The following is an 18399-nucleotide window of genomic DNA, read 5'->3' as shown; positions in this document are numbered from 1 at the left end:
GGAACAGAGTGTCTGCCAAATAAAAAAATTCGTCGAATCATGCCAAAAAATCAACAAATCGTTGCAAGTTCCGCAAATATCTGCGATGAAAGGGAAAAGCTTCATGCGTTCAATGAGGTTGAGACGGCATTTTTCTTCTTCTGACGATATTCAGAGGGAGATAAGCCGTACATTTTACGGAATGCTTTGCCAAAATAGCTGATACTGCTAAATCCACATTGAAAAGAAATGTCGGAGATACTGGCAGTACTGCCAGAGAGTTTCTGGGCTGCATTCTGAAGGCGGTAGCGGTTCAGGTACTCAATGGGCGAAACCTGACAGAAACCGGAAAAGCATCGGAAACATTCGCTGCGGCTGATACTGGCGGCACCGGCGATATCGTCAATGGTAAGGGGCTGTTCAAAGTGCGATTGGATATAGCTCACCATTTTTCTCATGCGGTGTTCGCGTATGAATTCATCATTGTCAGTAGGAACCAGGAAGGACCGATGCAATAGAACCAGAAGATTACGCCATATGTGTAAAATGTCTTCCATGCACAGAAGCTCATAGGCGTATTTATCTGGATCGGAGCGGTGGATGTGCATAAGGCGTTCAAGAATTTCACTTCCTTCTTCATTTTCAGGGAGGATTTTCCAGCTGCCCATTTTTTTCAGGGAAGATGGGTTGAAATAGTTCTGGTACAGAAATGAGGTACCAATCGTATGAAAGAGCGAAGCAGGAAATTCGATATTGAAAATGATGGATCCTGGAATTAATTGTCGGGCAGAATGAAGGGCCCGTGAAGTAATAAAGATTCCCTCTCCCTGATGCAGGCGGAAAACCTGCTGATCTACCTGATATTCAATCCCGCCTTTTAAAATAATTGCTAATTCAAATTCTGGGTGCCAGTGACAGAGAAATTCCCCATCTACAAAATAATCCATTTCGTCGATAAAACGGGCAAGCGGAAAGTCCGGATTATCATAGTGGATACGTTCCTGAAGCTGCTGATTTACAATTACTTCCTGATTGATCATAATTCAAAATCTCCTTTCATCAGGTGTTGAATGGGATAATTCTTGCTTTCTCATGGAAGATGAAATTATATTACCAAAACATGAGAGAATTGAGATTGCAGCATGCAACCTGCTTAGGGTAAAATAATGCCAGAAATAAAAAATGGTTTGTGAATCAGTATAAGCTGAATATAGACAAAATGTCAATATGGTCCTTGAAAATACAATATAAATTGGTTGTTTTTGTGTAGAATGACAATGGAATTGCTTGTGACTGGAAAAAATGAAGGACGAAATACCGAAAAGGTAAAAATGATAGGCCAGATTCATAAGAGTTCTATCGGGGACTATTCTATCAAAATCAAGAGACTATTTTACTATTATTGAAAATGGGGATGGAAAAATGAAAGAGATACAGATTTTGGGGAAAATCTGGAAACGGGGAAGGAGATTTAAAATTGGAGGAGAAAAAATTATCATTTAAAACCCGATTGTCGTATTCATTCGGAGATCTGGCGTGCAACATATTATTTGCAGCAACTGCGAATATGGCGTCCTATTTTTATACCAACATTGTGGGAATGTCAGCGGCGGTTGTTGGAACGATTCTTTTGCTTTCCAGAATGTTTGATGGATTCAGCGATGCAATTATGGGAGTAATTGTAGACAGGACGAAATCAAAATATGGAAAAGCAAGAGTCTGGGTGCTGCGGATGATTATTCCGTTTGGCGCTGCAGCGGTGCTGATGTTTATGGTTCCGGCGCATGCAAGCGCGATGGCACAGGCTATATATGTATTTATTACATATAATTTTGCTGTAACGATCGTTTATACAGCTTTGAACTTACCATATGGTGCAATGGCCGTGCTGATGACAACCAGCCAGAATGAACGTACCGTTCTGAATATGTACCGTATGTGTATCGCACCGATAGGTGCAGTTGTTGTAACGGCCTTTACACTTCCGATGGCAAATCGTCTGGGGGGCGATCAGAGAGCATGGATTATGATTTCCATTGGATATGCAATTATTTCAATGATTCTTTTATTCATCTGCTTTCTGAACTGTAAGGAACAGGTATCCGAGGATCCGACAGCGGTAGCAGATACGGCGGTGCCGGTTGGAAAGAGCATCGGAGCGTTATTTAAAAACCGTTATTGGCTGATTATTGCAGGAGTATTCATTCTCTGGGGAATGTATTTCTCGCTGAATGGAATGATGGTTTCCTATTATGCACAGTACGCGCTGGGAAATAATGAGAGGGTAACACTTTTGACACTGGCAGAAAAGATTCCACTTATTTTATCGGTTGTTTTAGTGGCTCCATTCGTAAAGAAGTTGGGAAAGAGAAACTGTTCAATAGCAGGAAGTGTATTATTTTTAGCCGGTGCGGCGATTATGGCAGCACAGCCGTACAATCTGACGACCCTGACGGTTGGACTGATTGTACGGGGATTAGGCGGAGGAACTGTAGGCGCACTGATTTATGGACTTCTGGCAGATACGGTTGAATACGGACACTGGTATACAGGTATCCGGAATGAAGGACTTTGCTATTGTGCATCAGCAGTTGGTTATAAGCTGGGTGGTGGCCTGACAAATGCGGTTTGTGGATTTGTAATGTCACATGCAGGATTTGATGGGCTGGCGGCAAGCGTGCCGGAGTCGGCAGTGGCGGCAATTCAGAATCTGTATCTGATGGTTCCGTTTATTGCCTGGGGAGGGATTGCAGTATTGCTTTTCTTCTATCATCTGGATAAAGAATATGCTTATGTAGAAAGCGAGCTGGCAGAAGGACGCTGGCGCCTTGGTTCGACCAGACAGGAAGCAGCGGAACTGTAGGAAAATGGAAGAAGAAACGGAGAGATGGGACATGGATTTATTTATCGATACAGCAAAAGTAGAGGAGATACGGGAAGCAAATGACATGGGAATTATCTGTGGGGTTACGACTAATCCGTCCCTGATAGCAAAAGAAGGACGAGATTTTAATGAAGTAATTCGTGAGATTGTTTCGATTGTAGATGGTCCGATCAGTGGTGAAGTAAAAGCAACCACAACGCAGGCAGCAGAAATGGTTAAAGAAGGCCGGGCGATAGCAGCGATTCATCCGAATATGGTCGTAAAAATTCCGATGACAGGAGAGGGATTAAAAGCGGTGAAGACGTTAGCGGCAGAAGGCATCAAGACGAACGTGACGCTTGTGTTTACTGCGAATCAGGCGCTTCTGGCGGCAAAAGCGGGGGCAACTTATGTATCTCCGTTCTTAGGACGCTTGGATGATATTTCGGAGCACGGAACGGAACTGATCCGGACGATTGCAGAAATGTTTAAAAATTATCCGGAAATACGCACCAGAATCATTGCGGCAAGCATCCGTAACCCGATTCATGTGACAGAATGCGCGCTGGCAGGCGCGGACATTGCAACTGTACCGTATGGTGTGCTGAAGCAGATGCTGGCACATCCGCTGACAGATGCAGGAATTATCAAATTTCAGAAAGATTATCAGGCTGTGTTTGGAGAGTAAAAGCAGCGGATGGAAAGGAGAGAAATATGATTACATATGCAGCAAATATAGAACCGCTTTTTCCGGGAAAGGATATTTATGAGAAAATTCCGCTGATTCGTAAAGCAGGGATTTCCGGAATTGAGTTCTGGAGCTGGGCAGACCGTGATGTGAAGCGGATTCGTGAACTATGCGAAGATCAGGGAGTAAAGGTGACTGCTTTCAGTGGTCAGCAGGATTATTCTCTTTGCGACGGAAGGAAACGCAGCGAGTATATTGAGTGGGTAAAACGTTCCATCGAAACGGCTCATTATCTGGAGTGTGATTCCCTGATTGCATTCTCCAATCATTTTGAAAATGGGAAAAGCTCAGATTTGAGAAATATATACAGCTGGCAGGAGGAAGTTGCCAATATCAAGGAAACACTGGGACTGCTGGCACCGATTCTCAAAAAAGAAGGCATTACACTTCTGCTGGAGCCGCTCCATAACCATGGAGCGGATGGCGGAATGGCCATTACGGATACAAGCCAGGGAGCAGAGATTGTAAGAACCGTAAATTCCCCGAAGATCCGTCTGCTGTGCGACTTCTTCCATATGCAGCTGATGCATGGAGATTTACTTGAAAATGTAATTCGGAATCTGGATATTGTACCGTATGTACATATTGCAGATGCACCGGACCGCCATGAACCGGGAACCGGGGAGATTAATTATAGTTATCTGATGAATGAACTGAGGGAAAGAGGTTTTCAGGGAACTGCGTGTCTTGAATTTTTCCCAGAGAAAAATACATTTGCAGCGGTTGAGCAGGCAATGAAAATTTGTGGATTTGAATATGCGGGAGAAGAGAAGCACGGAGCACCGGCATGGGGATCCGGCAGGAAAAAACCGATGAAAAAGAGCTGATCTTAATGCTCTGAAAATATAAATGAAAGAAAGAGAGGATGAGAACATGAAACAGGTTCAGTATGGAATGGTAGGTGGCGATCTGAAAGCACTGATTGGTGAAGTGCATCGTAAGGGACTGGCGTTTGATCCGAGAGCAGAGCTGGTGTGCGGATGTTTTTCAGCGATTGATGAGCTGAACGTAGAATGCGCGGATTATTATAACGTGGACAAATCGCGAATCTATTTCGATTACAAAAAAATGGCAGAGGCAGAGGCCGGTAAAATTGATTTTGTGGCAATTTGTACGCCGAATTTTGTGCATTATGAAATTGCAAAGTGCTTTCTGGAGCATGGAATCGGCGTTATGTGCGAAAAACCGCTGTGCTTTGAAGTGGCAGAAGCAGAGGAACTGGCTGCATTGGCAAAAGAGAAAGACCTTCTTTTTGCAGTGAACTACTGCTATTCGGGTTATCCGATGGTAAAGGTAATGAAAGAAATGGTAGCGAGAGGCGAACTGGGAGATATCGTTTCTATCAATGCAGAGTACACGGCGGGCTGTTTCTTAAATGTGCTTCATGAAGATTCCCAGATTAACAGTAAGATCTGGCGTTCGGATCCGAAACTTTCCGGCATTTCCAACACCTGTGCGGATGACGGTACCCACATTGAACATCTGGTTCATTATGTTACAGGACTGAAAATTAAAAAAGTAGCAGCTACGGTTGACCGTTTTGGAAAAAAATTGGATTTCAATGACAATATTCTGGTGGAATATGAGAATGGTGTCCATGGTTCCTATTGGTTCTGCCAGGTGGCATGTGGTAAATCTAATGAAATGGTATTCCGTGTATATGGAACAAAGGGGGGCTTAGAGTGGCAGCAGATTCGCCCGGATGAGGTTATCTTCCATAAATATGGAGAGGCAACACAGGTTTTGACACGTGGAGGTAGTTATTTCTCAGATGAAGAAAAACGTCATTTCCGTCTCCCGTTCGGACATCCGGAAGGATACTACGTTGCGGAAGCTAATATTTATAAAAATATTATCAATTATCTGATCAAACGTAAAAATGGTGAACCGCTTACAGCGGACGATCTGGACTTCCCGGATGTTGAAACTGGTGTATCGGGCGTTAAATTCGTTCATGCAGTTATGAAGAGCGGCGACAATGATTCGAAATGGGTAGAAGTAGAATAAGAAAAGGAGGCAGGAGCATATGCAGTCAATTATCTATAAAGGACCTGGAAAATTTGCGATTGAAGATAGACCGAAACCAATCATCAAAAAAGCAGATGATGTGATGATCAAAGTGCTGGGAGTGTGTATCTGTGGTACAGATATTAACATTTTTGCAACTCCGCAGAAACATCCGTCCCGTCCGGGAATTATCTTTGGACATGAATTTTGCGGACAGGTTGTAGAGGTAGGAGAAGCGGTTACAAGCTTAAAACCGGGCGATAAAGTAATCGTAGACCCGCATGGACCGTGTGGTTACTGTGATGCCTGCCGTGCCGGACTTCCGGAAATGTGTAAGAATCTGTATCTGGATGAGCCGGGACTGGAAGGCCAGGCGAATGCGATGGGCGTATTTAAGGATGGCGGATTAACCAGCTATACACTGGTTCCGGAAAAGTTTGCGTATAAAATCGCAGCTGATACACCGGCAGAACTGATGGCGCTGGCAGAGCCGCTGGCATGCTGTGGATATTCCCTTGAAAAGCTGAATATCCATGTGGGAGATACCGTCTGCATCCTGGGTGGCGGTCCGATTGGACAGCTTTATCTGGCACTGGCGAAGGCAAGCGGAGCAAGAAAGATTATTCTTTCTGAGCCGATCGAGTACCGCAGAAATAAGGCGCTGGAATTAGGTGCAACCAGAGTTGTGGATCCGAATGTTGAGGATATCAAACAGGTGTGCATGGAAGAAACAAACGGTGAAGGTGTCGATCATTGTATTGAAGCGGTTGCCGCAATGTTGATGGATTGTATCGACTGTGTACGCCCGAGAGGAAAAGTGCTTCAGTGCGGACATGATGAGACTGCATTAGCTCCGATCAAGGTTGGAGAGGTTCTGAAAAAAGAAGTAGAAATTCATGGCGTATTCCTTGGAAAATATTACATGGAAAAGACAGCCCGTATCATCGAAAGCGGTGTGCTTCCGCTGGAAAAGATTGTAACACATACATTCCCGCTGTCCCGTTACGGCGAGGCACTTGATCTGGCACGCAGCGGTCAGTGCATTAAAGTTTGTGTCATTCCAGAAGAATAAGAAATAAAGAAAAATGGGCAGAGAGGCTGGAACAGCTGCCTCTCTGCCAAAATGAAAATACTTAAAAAAATAGGCGTTCAGAGCAGGAGTGATGAATATGAAATTGGAAAATTATCATGTAAAGGGTGAAGAAAAGATTGTAAGCCCGGCGTTGATTTATTATAGAGATGCGATTGTGAAGAATACACAGAGAACCATTGAACTGGCGGGGGGAGCAAACCGGCTCTGGTATCATGTAAAAACACATAAAACCAGAGAACTGGTTAAGATGCAGATGGAGATGGGATTTACACATTTTATGTGCGCTACTATTTCCGAGGCAGAGATGGCAGCGTCGGTAGGGGCAGAAAATGTATTGGTTGCCTATGCGCTGGTAGGACCGAATATCGAACGGTTTATTGACCTGACGCTCGGAATGCCGGGTACCCAGTTCTGGGCGCTTGGAGATGACTACGATACGCTTCTTCAACTTTCGGCAGCGGCGAGGGAAAAAGGTATTACAATTCCGGTTCTTCTGGATGTCAATGTGGGACAGGATCGGACAGGAGTTTTGCTGTCTGAAACAGCCGATTATTATGAGAGATGCAGTCGTCTGCCGAATCTTCAGATGCGTGGACTTCACTGTTATGACGGACATAACCATCAGGTGGATGTGGAAGAACGACAGAAAGCGGTAGATGAGATGGATCGGAAGATTGAAGAGGTCCGTCAAGATATTCTCGGACGCGGAATTGTCTGCGATACAGTGATTGTAGGCGGAACACCGTCATTTCCGTGCCATGCAAAGGTAAGCGATTATTTCCTTTCTCCGGGAACTTCCTTTGTCATGGATGCCAGATACGGAAAAGATGCCCCGGATTTGAAGCTCTGGGAAGCGGGAGCGATTATGACGCGGGTTGTCAGTCATCCGGCATCAAATACATTTACACTGGATCTGGGAAGCAAAGGAATTTCCTGTGACCAGCCGGTTCGGGGCGAACTGGTAGGAGTGGCGGCGAAAGCAATGTTCCAGAGTGAGGAACACTGGCTCTGGAAGATGGAGGAAGGCCATGAGGCGGAACGCCCTCAGATTGGCGACATTTTATATGTGATACCAAGCCATATTTGCCCGACTACGGTTTTATATCCATCGATTCTTGTGGCAGAAAACGGAAAGATTGTAGATGAATGGGAGACGGTAGCAAGGGTTAGAATGTTGACGTATTAGGCAGAGTGGGAGGAAATTGTTATGAAGACGATAGGACTGATAGGATTTGGCCTGATTGGCCGGTATATAAAAGAACGTTTAGGTGAGCTTGGCGATGTGAAGCTTGGGTTCATATATGATATGAACCCAGAGGCGACAGCCAGTCTTCCGCCAGAACTTGTGATCAGTACACCGGAGCAGCTGGTAGAAAAAATGAAGGAGCTTTCCGTGGATCTGGTAGTAGAAGCAGCTACTTATCAGGCGGTACAGCAGCTTGCACCGTTAATTCTGCCATATGCGGATATGATGACATTTTCATCCTGTGCATTTGCAGAAGAAAAGTTTGAAAAACTGGCGAAGCACCTCTGCAGTGAATGGGGAAGAAAGATCTATATTCCGCATGGCGCTGTGCTTGGATATGATGGCATTTTTGACGGCAGGGAAGTACTGGAAGAGGTATGCATCACAACAACAAAAAAACCGGCGAATCTGGGGAGCAGCGTAACAGAGAAAACAGTTCTTTTTGAAGGAAGCACCAGAGAAGCTTGTAAGAAGTTCCCGCGCAATGTAAATGTGCATGCTGGAATTGCGATTGCGGGGCTTGGATTTGACAAGACGCGCTCCAGAATTGTGGCGGATCCGGATGTAAAGGGAAATACCCATAAAATCGAAGTGACCGCAGATGGAGTTCAGTTTGATATTGAAGTATGCAGCATTCCGAAAGGACTGGTGACAGGGGCATATACACCATTATCTGCTTTTTTTACATTGAAACGTGTGATAGGCGGAGAGAACGGATTGACAATTTCGTAAAAAGGAGGAGAAGGATATGGCAGATAAACAGGAAGTAAGACGCCTGGAAGAAATGGCGTACCAGCTTCGGACTAAACTCTGCAAGCTTTGTGGCAGTTATCAGGGAAACATTCATATGGGCGGGGATATGTCGATGGCAGATATTCTGACCTGTCTGTTCCACCATACAATGAAGATTGATCCGAATAATATCCGGATGCCGGAGCGGGATCGGTTTATTTTGAGCAAAGGACATGGCGCGGTATGTATGTACATAACCATGGCGCTGCGTGGATTTTTTGACTATGACGAGATAGTAAGGACGTACGGAAAACTGGATAGTGCATATGGACAGCATCCGTGTAAAGTGCGTCTTCCAGGCGTAGAGGCGTCAACCGGTTCCCTGGGGCACGGACTGGCTATCTGTGTCGGAATGGCAGCCCATGCGCGTTATAAAGGAGAAAAACACCGGGTATTCTGCATGATGGGAGACGGAGAAACCTGCGAAGGTTCTGTTTGGGAGGCAGCAATTAATGGTCACGCACAGGAACTTGGAAACTTGATAGCGATTGTGGATCGGAACCGTCAGCTGATGACCAGCTTTAGTGAAGACTCAGTAAAGTTGGAGCCATATGCAGACAAATGGAGAGCTTTTGGCTGGAATGTAGTAGAGATCGATGGAAATGATATGAACGCAGTTGTGGATGCACTGGATCAATTACCGGCACCGGATAGCAAGGTACCGACGGTAATTGTGGCAAACACAGTAAAAGGTCATGGAGTTTCCTTTATGGAAAAACAGATTAAGTGGCATTGTGGAAGCCTGAATGAAGAAGATTTAAAACGGGCACTGGCGGATCTGGATGCAGGGCTTGCCCGGGAAATGGAGGGATAGTTATGCAGGAATCGTATACACTGGAAAAATTCAATTCTGGGCGGACGGTAGTTGGAGATGCGATTACAGAATTGGCAAAAACAGATGACCGTATCTGGCTTCTGACACCGGATATTGGCTGGGGGTGTGCAGATTTTAAGGCAGCTTATTCGGGCAGATTTATCGATACGGGAATTGCAGAGCAGTGTGTAGTGGGAGTTTCTGCCGGTCTGGCACTGGAAGGAAGCATTCCGTTTATTATCGGTATGATGCCGTTTATGAGTATGCGGGATCTGGAACAGGTCCGCACGGATCTGTGTTATCAGAATCTCCCGGTTCGTATTATTGCAAATTACTCGGGGTTGACAGGTAACGGCGGTTCTACCCATTATGCAATGGAAGATATGGCATTATTTTCATCTCTGGTAAATATGACAGTGTGCGCACCGGCTGATCCGGAGCAGCTCCGTCAGATAATTTTAAAGAGCGTGGATTGGGCAGGACCGATGGCAATCCGCATGGATCCGGGCAAAAACAATGCGGTTTTATATCCGGAAGATGCTCAGTTTGAAATCGGAAAGGCATATACCGCATGCGAGGGCTCGGATATTACCATTATTGCCTGTGGAGAGATGGTAGCAGAAGCGATCAAGATTTCAAAGGAATTAAAAAAAGAGGGAATCAGTGTCCGTGTGCTGGATATGTTTACAGTGAAACCGCTGGATCGGGAAGCGGTTATCAGGGCAGCAGAGGAAACAGGAAGAATTATCACTTGGGAGGATCATTTGATGAACAATGGTCTGAGCAGTGCAGTCAGCGATGTGCTTACGGATAACTGTATCGCACTTGAATCCTTTAAGCGTTTTGGAATCCCGCAGGTATATCCGGGGTTTGGAGATGCAAAGGAACTTTATAAAAAGTATGGTTATGACAAAGAGAGCGTCCAGAATTATATTCGCAGCCTCTTTTAAGCGGTCATGATTTTGTTTCATGAGGGAAGGAGTGGGGAAACAGATGTTTAAACAGTATATTGGTGGAGAACTGGTGGAAGGAAAGGGGACAATGCTCCGCGTTATGAACCCGGCAAACGGCACCGATTTCGAATCGTTTAAGGCAGCTACCGGGGCACAGGCAGAAGAAGCGCTGGAGGCGGCTAAAAAAGCATTTTCGACATGGTCCTGGACGCCGCTGGATGAGCGTGTGGAATGGCTGAGAAAGTATACGAAAGAACTTTTGTCAGAGCGGGAATACATTGTAGATTTGTTATCACAGGAATCCGGCAAACCATATGCGGAAGCATGCTATGATTTTGATTGGGGGATTTCCAGTCTTCGGTTTTTCGCAGAAGAGATCCGCAGGGTGACAGGTACTACGTTTTCAGATAACGCAGGCCGCCGGGGAAATTTCTATCATCTGGTGGATCGCCGCCCGCTTGGCGTTGTGGTAGGACATCTTGCATGGAATTATCCACTTGGAAATGCAGCGCTTAAAATTGGGCCGACAATCGCTTCTGGCTGCTGCTGCGTTTTAAAACCATCCAGCCAGACACCGCTGGCAACCCTTTATCTGGGGGAGATTCTGCATCGGATCGGGCTTCCAGCTGGCGTGGTGAATATTATTTCAGGTCCGGCGGGAGAACTTGGAGATGTATTGAATAAGAGCCGGATTCCGAAAATGATTACCTTAATCGGTTCGACGGAAACAGGCCGCCAGGTTATGGCGCAAGGCTCGTCTTCAGTTAAAACATATTCACTTGAGCTGGGAGGCAATGCACCGGCGATTTTGATGGAAGATGCAGATGTGGATCTGGCAGCGGATCTGATTGTAAAAAGCCAGGTGTGCAATACCGGACAGACCTGTATCGGTTATAACCGTATTTATGTACATGAAAAACGTTATGAGGAGTTCTGCCAGAAAGTATTGGATCGCCTGAAAAAAGTAACGATTGGAGCGGGACGTGACGACGGGGAAATGGTCATGGGACCGATGATCAGTTTCCGCGAGCGGGATCGGGTACTGGATTTAATCGCAGATGCAAAAGCGCGCGGCGCAAAGGTACTTTGTGGCGGAGATGTTCCTGCAGGCTTTGAAAAGGGCGCTTATATCAGTCCGACAGTCGTAGCAGATGTGAATGAGGATATGAAGATATCCAGAGAAGAAATTTTTGGACCGGTTATTTCAGTACGCCCGTATACAGATTTTGAGGATGTATTGAAAAAAGCGAATGATACGGAAGCCGGACTGACTTCTTATTTATTCGGACATGATGCAAGGGCGATTGCCAGAGCATATGAAGTTTTGGAATTTGGAGAATTGTATGTAAATGGATTTAGTACCGGACCGATGCTTCCGCATTGCGGGGTTCGTGAATCCGGCGTCGGATGCGACGCTTCCGGTTGGGGTCTTGAGGAGTATTTCAGTCTGAAGAGATTGAGTATGCATCCATAAATAACAAAAGAAGGAGGAGAGAAAATGCGCAAATTAATTTCAGATGTCGGTCTTGCAAATGTAGCAGAGTCAATCGACCGGCTGATGAATGTGGATATTGGTGCGCGTGGTACGGCACAGGTGCTGTTTGATGCAGCCAGAGAGCTTTTAAATGGAAAGCCTATGACGCTGGCGGCGGTAGAATTAATGCAAAAGTCGATTAAGCCCGGCGATTATGTGTTTATCACAACCGGATGGGCGGATCAGCCAGCCAATATCCCGACGAAGAGTGAGACGGATGGACCGCCAGGTACGGCGGCTCTTGCAAGAGCTATCCGCTTGACATTAAAAGGTCTGCCGATTGTCATTACAGATGATTATCTGGTAGAAGATATGAAGAAGGTTATGTCAAGCTGTGGTTTTTCAATTACAGAGCCGGAAAAACTTTCAACATCTCTTTCGGATGAATTGGGATTTGAAATGGTTCCTACGATTGCGGTAATTGGTATGCCGATTGATCAGGAAGCCTGCCGGGTTCGTTCCGAAGAACTGCTGGAGCACTATAAACCATCCCTTTGTCTGGCGATTGAACGTGGAGGTATGAATAAGCATGGCAGGATCCACGGAATGGGAGGCTTTGACTTCTCTGCCAGCCAGGCGAAGATGGATTATCTCTTTACCGGCGCCGGTGAACGCGGGATCGCGACAATCGGTATCGGCGATGGCGGTAATGAGATTGGCATGGCAAATATTGAAAAAACAGTGCGAGAAAAGGTAAAGAACGGAAATATGTGTAAATGCCCGTGTCATTCCGGCATTGCACTGGATGTAGCAAAGGTGGATGTTCTGCTTTCGGCGGCTATCTCAAACTGGGCTGGTTATGGAATTGCCTGCCTGCTTGGACTGGCAGAAGGAAATCTGGACGCCATGTGCAGCGAGGAGATAGAAAAGAGAGTGCTGGACAGCTGCTGGCGCGTTGAATTCCATGATTCGATTGGTTCCAGAGTTGCACCGAGCGTAGACGGATGCCCGGAATCGGTACATCTGGCAATTATACGTCTCTTTAGGGAGATTGTTACAATGGGAATCAAGAGATTCCCGGCAGAATAGAACGAATCACATTGCAACTAAATATGATCAATCCCCATTGATACAAACAAAAATGCAGTCGGTTTCCCCAAACCGGCTGTATTTTTTGTTATATAGAGAGGATAAGGTTAAAAAGGTGTTCTGGCGGTAGAAATCGCGAGTAAACTGTGGTAGAATATATAAGTTAAACTGGGTTTACCAGCTGTTGACGAACGGCTTAGATACCAGAAGTGAAAACAAGGAATAATCTAGTCGGAATGCGATCAAAATTAAACGTTAAAGTTTAAGAATAGAAGTAGAGATAATTAAACGAAAAACAACAGACAGAAAGGAAGTACAGTATGCAGGCAATCATTCTGGCTGGCGGACTGGGGACGCGGCTTCGCAGTGTGGTAAGCGATCGTCCGAAACCGATGGCGCTGGTTGAAGGTAAGCCGTTTCTGGAGTATGTGCTTCAGGGGCTGAAAAAAAGCGGAATTGATGATATTATTTTTGCCGTCGGTTATAAGGGCGGCATGGTGGAAGAATATTTTGGAGACGGAGCGCGGTTTGGCATCCGGGCGCGGTATGCGTATGAGGAAGAGCTGCTCGGCACGGCGGGCGCGATCAAGAATGCCGGGAAATATGTGACGGACGAGCAGTTTTTTGTCCTGAATGGCGATACATTTTATCAGATGGATTTCGGCGATTTGAGCCGGATTCAGCAGGAAAAAAATCTGGAGATGGCGCTGGTTCTGCGCGGTGTGCCGGATATTTCCCGTTATGGGGCGGCGCGCCTGACCGACGGGCTGCTGACCGCTTTTAATGAGAAAAACGGCAATACTGGGGCGGGCACGATCAACGGCGGTGTGTACCTGATGAAGCGGGCGCTGCTGGACGAGATTCCGGAGGGAAAAGTTTCGCTGGAAAATGAGTGCATCCCCAGGTGGATGCAGGAGGGAAGACGTCTCGGCGGCATCGTAAATGATGGCTATTTTATTGATATCGGTGTGCCGGAGGATTATTTCCGGTTCCAGGAGGATGTAAGAAAAGGAGACATTACATGGTAATCAGAGGAAGAGCGCCGCTGCGCGTGAGCTTTGGCGGCGGCGGTACGGATGTAGAACCATTCTGTGTAGAACAGGGCGGTGCCATTATCGGAAGTACTATCAATAAATATGCATATTGTTCGATCATTCCGAGGGATGATGACCAGATCACGGTTCATTCCCTGGATTTTGATATGACAGTCAAGTACAATGCGAAGGAAAATTACGTCTGCGATGGACGGCTGGATCTTGTCACGGCAGCGCTGCGGGCGATGGATATCAAGCAGGGATGCGAGGTTTATTTACAGTGTGATGCTCCGGCTGGTTCGGGACTTGGAACCTCCTCGACCGTCATGGTAAGTCTTCTGACCGCGATGGCGCGCTGGAAAGGAATCACGCTGGATAATTATGCGATGGCGGATCTGGCTTACGGCGTGGAGCGGATCGATCTGGGGATTTCCGGCGGTTATCAGGATCAGTATGCGGCGACCTTCGGCGGCTTTAACTTTATCGAATTTCACGGACGCAACAACGTCGTGGTAAACCCGCTCCGCATCCGCCGCGATATTATCAATGAGCTGCAGTATAACCTGTTGTTATGCTACACGGGCAATATCCATGTATCCGCGAATATTATCAAGGATCAGGTAAGCAACTATAAGAAACCAGACGCATTTCAGGCGATGTGCGAGGTAAAGGCGCTTTCCTATGCGATGAAGGACGAGCTTTTAAAGGGAAATCTCCACAATTTTGGCCGCCTCCTGGATTACGGCTGGGAGAGCAAGAAGCGGATGAGCAGCAAGATCACAAATCCGCAGATTGATATGCTCTATGACGAGGCGAAAAAAGCGGGCGCCCTCGGCGGAAAGCTTTTAGGTGCTGGCGGCGGCGGCTTCCTGCTTGTGTACTGCCCATACAACGTTAAACATCAGGTGGCGCGCCGTCTGGAAGCGGCAGGCGGACAGCTGATGGATTGGAATTTCGAACTGCGCGGCGCTCAGAGCTGGATCTGCGATGAGGACCGCTGGGACTACCGCGATATTCAGGTGCAGATGCCGGATAAGGAGTATACATTCCATGTGTAAAAATAGCTGTAAAGTAGTATTCCTCGACCGTGATGGCACGATGAACGTGGAGGTCAATTATCTTCACCGAAAAGAAGATTTGAAGCTGATTGACGGTACCGCAGAGGCAGTCCGTCTCCTGAACGAGGCCGGATATAAGGTGATCGTCATTACCAACCAGGCGGGCGTGGCGAGAGGTTACTATACCGAGGCGGATGTAAAAATCCTTCATGATTATATGAATGAGGTGCTGGAGCGTGACGGAGCACACGTAGATGCGTTCTACTATTGCCCGCACCACCCGGAGCATGGGATTGGACTTTATAAGAAAAAATGCCATTGCCGCAAGCCGGAGACGGGAATGTTTGAGATGGCAGAGCGCGATCTGCCGGAGGGCATTGATAAGGTGCATTCCTATATGATCGGGGACAAGCGCATCGACGCGCAGGCAGGAAAAAACTTTGGCGTGACCGGAGTCCTTGTCGGAACTGGCTATGGGGCAAAAGAACACGCGGAAGATAGGGCGGCTGGACTTATAAAAGAGGACGGAAGCTGTCCGGCGGGCGGTTATGATGCGTATGCGGAGACGCTGCTGGATGCGGTGCGCGGGATTTTAGGCGGGCGTATATAGAATGCGGCTCACAAAAAGATTCCGGGAGTACATAAACTAGAAAGAGAGGAACCATCGACATGCAGAATCAGAGACAAAACGGACGACCAGACGCAGCCGTGCGCATGGCTGGTCTTTTTCTGGCGCTGTTCTGTGTGGCGGCGGTTCTGATTCCGGCGAAAACGCTGTTTACGGGAAATGGTTTTTTTGCAGATTACATTCATTTTACGGAATCGAAACGGATGTATGTGGAGATTGCGATTCTGGCAGTCTTGATCTTTGGGGGGCTGGCGCTTTTGAAGCGCGGACGCAGCCGGATGTACTGGCTGACGGCGGTTGTGCTGGTGTTTTCCTGGATTCATGTGGTATTTCTGCCGATGGTGGTGTCGGCGGTGTATCTGATTAGCCTGTTGGCGATCGGGCGGTTTTTGAGAAAACGGGTGTTTTTCAGGGGAACGGTCTGGGAGCGGCCTTATTTTTCTTTTTATATGGACTTCCTTTTTGGCGCCTCCTTTGCAATCGTTGTGTATTGCCTACTTTCTGCCCTTGGCCTTGGAAAAATCGCCTGGATGCGTCTGAGCGTCTATGCTCTGGGTGTGGCGGCGCTGGGCTTTGATTTTTCCTCGATTTCCTGCCAGTGCATCATGGGATGGCAGACGCTTTCCTGGATGCTGGATGGCAGGGACAAGGTGTCGGTTCAGGTGATTGAGACAGGGAAACAGGCGTTACTGTTCACAGGTAGGCACTTTTGGAACCGAAAGTGCCGTAAGAAAACGTGGTGGCAGCAGGAATTTGCCGTATTTAAATGCGAAGCCACGGCAAATTCCGTTACTGGGCACGTATGCGTGAACAGTAACAAACCGGCTGACAGCGGGGGATCGAGGGAAATACCGCGCCGGGTGCGCCGGGCATGGATGCTGGCGGCTGGCTGGTGTGCCCTGATGTTCCTGATTCAGGTGGGACGCCTGAATATCGCACTCGATTTTGATACACTTTGGTATGGCGTTCGCTCCCAGTACATTGTGGCAGGCGGAACCGGGCTGTATGAGAATCCGGGGCTGGTCGGCATGGTCTATGTGTATTCGAAGGGCTTTGAGGTGCTGACTCTGCCGCTCTGCGATCTGGCGAGTCACAGCTACCTGACGTTCTTTAACCTCTGGCTGGCAGTTCTGGGAATCGGGGCGATGGTCTGGAATGCGGTGCTGCTGACGGGCAATCGAAAGCAGGAGACAGAAAAGAAACTAACGTATCACAGCGTCTTGCCGGGAATTATGGCAGCTGTTTTGACGGTTTCGGTGCCGGGCATCATGAATATGGCGCTCACAGCCAAGGCGGATTTGATTACGTGGCTGCTGCAGCTTATTATGCTGGGATGTTTCTTTCAGTATATTCATGTGTATGAAAATCATTGGATATTCCTCTCCGGGGCAGCCGGTTCCTATTTCCTGTCCCTCACGATGAAGCCGACCTCTCTGGTCTTTTCCACTGCCGTATTTGGCATGATGGGGCTGTACCTTCTATGGTTCTGGTTTCATGAGCGCGGGGCGGCGGCTGACCTGTTTCACCATATGGTCCGCCTGATTGTCTCATTATGTCTGCCGTTTGGGGCATTGGCCGGTATCTGGGCGCGGACGATGAAGATCACGGGAATGCCGGTCACTTCGGTGTTTACTTCGATTTTTGCATTGTTTGGTTTTAAAATGAAATACCCATTTGCTACCTCGGAGCTGCCGCAGAATTATCAGGAGGAATCAACGCTTCATGTGCTGGCGCGGCGCATCTGGCAGATTCTGATGCAGCCGCAGGGTGAAGATATGGGGCATGTAATTCTGGCGTGGGGAACCTCGCTGATGGCGGTGCTGATTGTGATGCTGGTGCTTTATGGGATTTTCTCCAAAAAGGGAGATGAGCAGTCCCATATCTGGAACGCGGCATTGGTGATTTTCTTCCCATTTGTGATCGTCAGCCTGATCAGCCTGTCGATGCTTTACCAGATCGACGGAAATTATTTCATGCTTCTGTATTCTATGCTGATTCTGGGGGCATGCCGGGCGATGGTGTATTTTAAGAAAATCGGCTTTTATCCGCTCGCGTCGAAGTGCCTGACGCCGTTGCTGGTATTAAATCTGATTGTCACGGCGATCAGCAGCTGGGCGTGGACGGCTGGATTTTCGGAGATTCATCTTCTGAATAAAGGGCGTGTCAATCACCGGGCGCAGGAACAGGCGCGGATGGAGGAAAAGGGAAACACGCTGATCTGGCAGGAAGTATCGCAGGATCCGGAAAACCGGGTGATCGCATTTGGAACGCATCCGTACTGTTTGCAGTTTCCGTGCAATGTGGAGTCGTATAAGGATATTACATCGCCGTGGGGCAACGTCGAACTCGTCAACTCGCCGGAGGCGTTTGAAACCTATATGGCGTATGCGAAGACAGATTATGTCTACGCGGAAGCAGGCTATCTGGGACCGGGAAGCTGGGAGTGGAGTCTGGATCTTCTGCGGGAGCTGATCCGCAGAGGCAGCCTGACCGATCTGTTTTTTGAAAATGGAAATATGCTTGCGCGGGTATCCGACACAGCGGTGCCGGAGGAAGAAGCGCAGAACAATCTGGAAATGTTTGAGCAGGAGTATTTATTTTATGATGCAGAAGCTCAATAG

Annotated in this window: 16 protein-coding genes; 15 read left to right on the top strand and 1 reads right to left on the bottom strand. The window is 47.4% G+C overall.

Annotated features, from left to right (window positions below; translation table 11 throughout):
- Window positions 1-101: 101 nt before the first annotated feature.
- Complete coding sequence (locus tag PG862_RS00460) at window positions 102-1019, bottom strand: helix-turn-helix transcriptional regulator (protein WP_270706183.1); 918 nt, start codon at window positions 1017-1019, stop codon at window positions 102-104.
- A gap of 437 nt (window positions 1020-1456) precedes the next feature.
- On the opposite strand from PG862_RS00460, the gene PG862_RS00455 reads away from it, so the two are divergent.
- The 15 genes from PG862_RS00455 (at window position 1457) to PG862_RS00385 (ending at window position 18399) form a co-directional block, all read left to right on the top strand.
- On the top strand, window positions 1457-2842 hold the full coding sequence (locus PG862_RS00455; protein WP_118522175.1) for an MFS transporter: 1386 nt from the start codon (window positions 1457-1459) through the stop codon (window positions 2840-2842).
- Window positions 2843-2873: 31 nt separating this feature from the next.
- Window positions 2874-3530, top strand: a complete 657-nt coding sequence (gene fsa / locus PG862_RS00450; protein ID WP_118522250.1) for a fructose-6-phosphate aldolase — start codon at window positions 2874-2876, stop codon at window positions 3528-3530.
- Window positions 3531-3556: 26 nt separating this feature from the next.
- Window positions 3557-4417, top strand: coding sequence for a sugar phosphate isomerase/epimerase family protein (locus PG862_RS00445; protein ID WP_118522174.1), 861 nt, complete (start codon window positions 3557-3559; stop codon window positions 4415-4417).
- 46 nt (window positions 4418-4463) lie between these two features.
- Window positions 4464-5597 (top strand): Gfo/Idh/MocA family protein, encoded by a 1134-nt coding sequence (locus PG862_RS00440; RefSeq protein ID WP_118522173.1) that lies wholly within the window; start codon window positions 4464-4466, stop codon window positions 5595-5597.
- Between the two features lie 19 nt (window positions 5598-5616).
- On the top strand, window positions 5617-6669 hold the full coding sequence (locus PG862_RS00435; protein ID WP_118629161.1) for a zinc-dependent alcohol dehydrogenase: 1053 nt from the start codon (window positions 5617-5619) through the stop codon (window positions 6667-6669).
- A gap of 97 nt (window positions 6670-6766) precedes the next feature.
- Window positions 6767-7876: a D-TA family PLP-dependent enzyme gene (locus PG862_RS00430; RefSeq protein WP_118629163.1), complete on the top strand. Its 1110-nt coding sequence runs from the start codon at window positions 6767-6769 to the stop codon at window positions 7874-7876.
- Window positions 7877-7897: 21 nt separating this feature from the next.
- Window positions 7898-8668: an aspartate dehydrogenase domain-containing protein gene (locus PG862_RS00425; protein ID WP_118522170.1), complete on the top strand. Its 771-nt coding sequence runs from the start codon at window positions 7898-7900 to the stop codon at window positions 8666-8668.
- Between the two features lie 16 nt (window positions 8669-8684).
- Window positions 8685-9542, top strand: a complete 858-nt coding sequence (locus PG862_RS00420; protein WP_118522169.1) for a transketolase — start codon at window positions 8685-8687, stop codon at window positions 9540-9542.
- A gap of 2 nt (window positions 9543-9544) precedes the next feature.
- Window positions 9545-10492 carry a transketolase family protein gene (locus tag PG862_RS00415; protein ID WP_118522168.1) on the top strand — a complete coding sequence of 316 codons (948 nt, stop codon included), beginning with the start codon at window positions 9545-9547 and terminating at the stop codon, window positions 10490-10492.
- Between the two features lie 43 nt (window positions 10493-10535).
- A complete protein-coding gene (locus PG862_RS00410; RefSeq protein WP_182427282.1) occupies window positions 10536-11969 on the top strand; it encodes an aldehyde dehydrogenase family protein in 1434 nt (477 codons plus the stop codon).
- A 24-nt stretch (window positions 11970-11993) separates the two neighbouring features.
- Window positions 11994-13058 (top strand): glutamate cyclase domain-containing protein, encoded by a 1065-nt coding sequence (locus PG862_RS00405; RefSeq protein ID WP_270706181.1) that lies wholly within the window; start codon window positions 11994-11996, stop codon window positions 13056-13058.
- A gap of 320 nt (window positions 13059-13378) precedes the next feature.
- Window positions 13379-14086: a nucleotidyltransferase family protein gene (locus PG862_RS00400; protein ID WP_118522165.1), complete on the top strand. Its 708-nt coding sequence runs from the start codon at window positions 13379-13381 to the stop codon at window positions 14084-14086.
- Window positions 14080-15150 carry a GHMP family kinase ATP-binding protein gene (locus tag PG862_RS00395; protein WP_118469188.1) on the top strand — a complete coding sequence of 357 codons (1071 nt, stop codon included), beginning with the start codon at window positions 14080-14082 and terminating at the stop codon, window positions 15148-15150. The genes PG862_RS00400 and PG862_RS00395 overlap by 7 nt, the downstream gene beginning before the upstream one ends.
- On the top strand, window positions 15143-15760 hold the full coding sequence (locus tag PG862_RS00390; protein WP_022360062.1) for a D-glycero-alpha-D-manno-heptose-1,7-bisphosphate 7-phosphatase: 618 nt from the start codon (window positions 15143-15145) through the stop codon (window positions 15758-15760). The genes PG862_RS00395 and PG862_RS00390 overlap by 8 nt, the downstream gene beginning before the upstream one ends.
- A 59-nt stretch (window positions 15761-15819) precedes the next feature.
- Entirely contained in the window at window positions 15820-18399 is a 2580-nt protein-coding gene (locus PG862_RS00385; RefSeq protein WP_270706180.1) for a potassium transporter KefB, read from the top strand.

It is taken from the genome of Clostridium fessum, assembly GCF_027698965.1.
Classification (GTDB): Bacteria; Bacillota; Clostridia; order Lachnospirales; family Lachnospiraceae; genus Otoolea; species Otoolea fessa.
The sequence above is the reverse complement of the archived record's forward strand: the minus strand, read 5'-3'. Positions and strand labels throughout refer to the sequence as shown.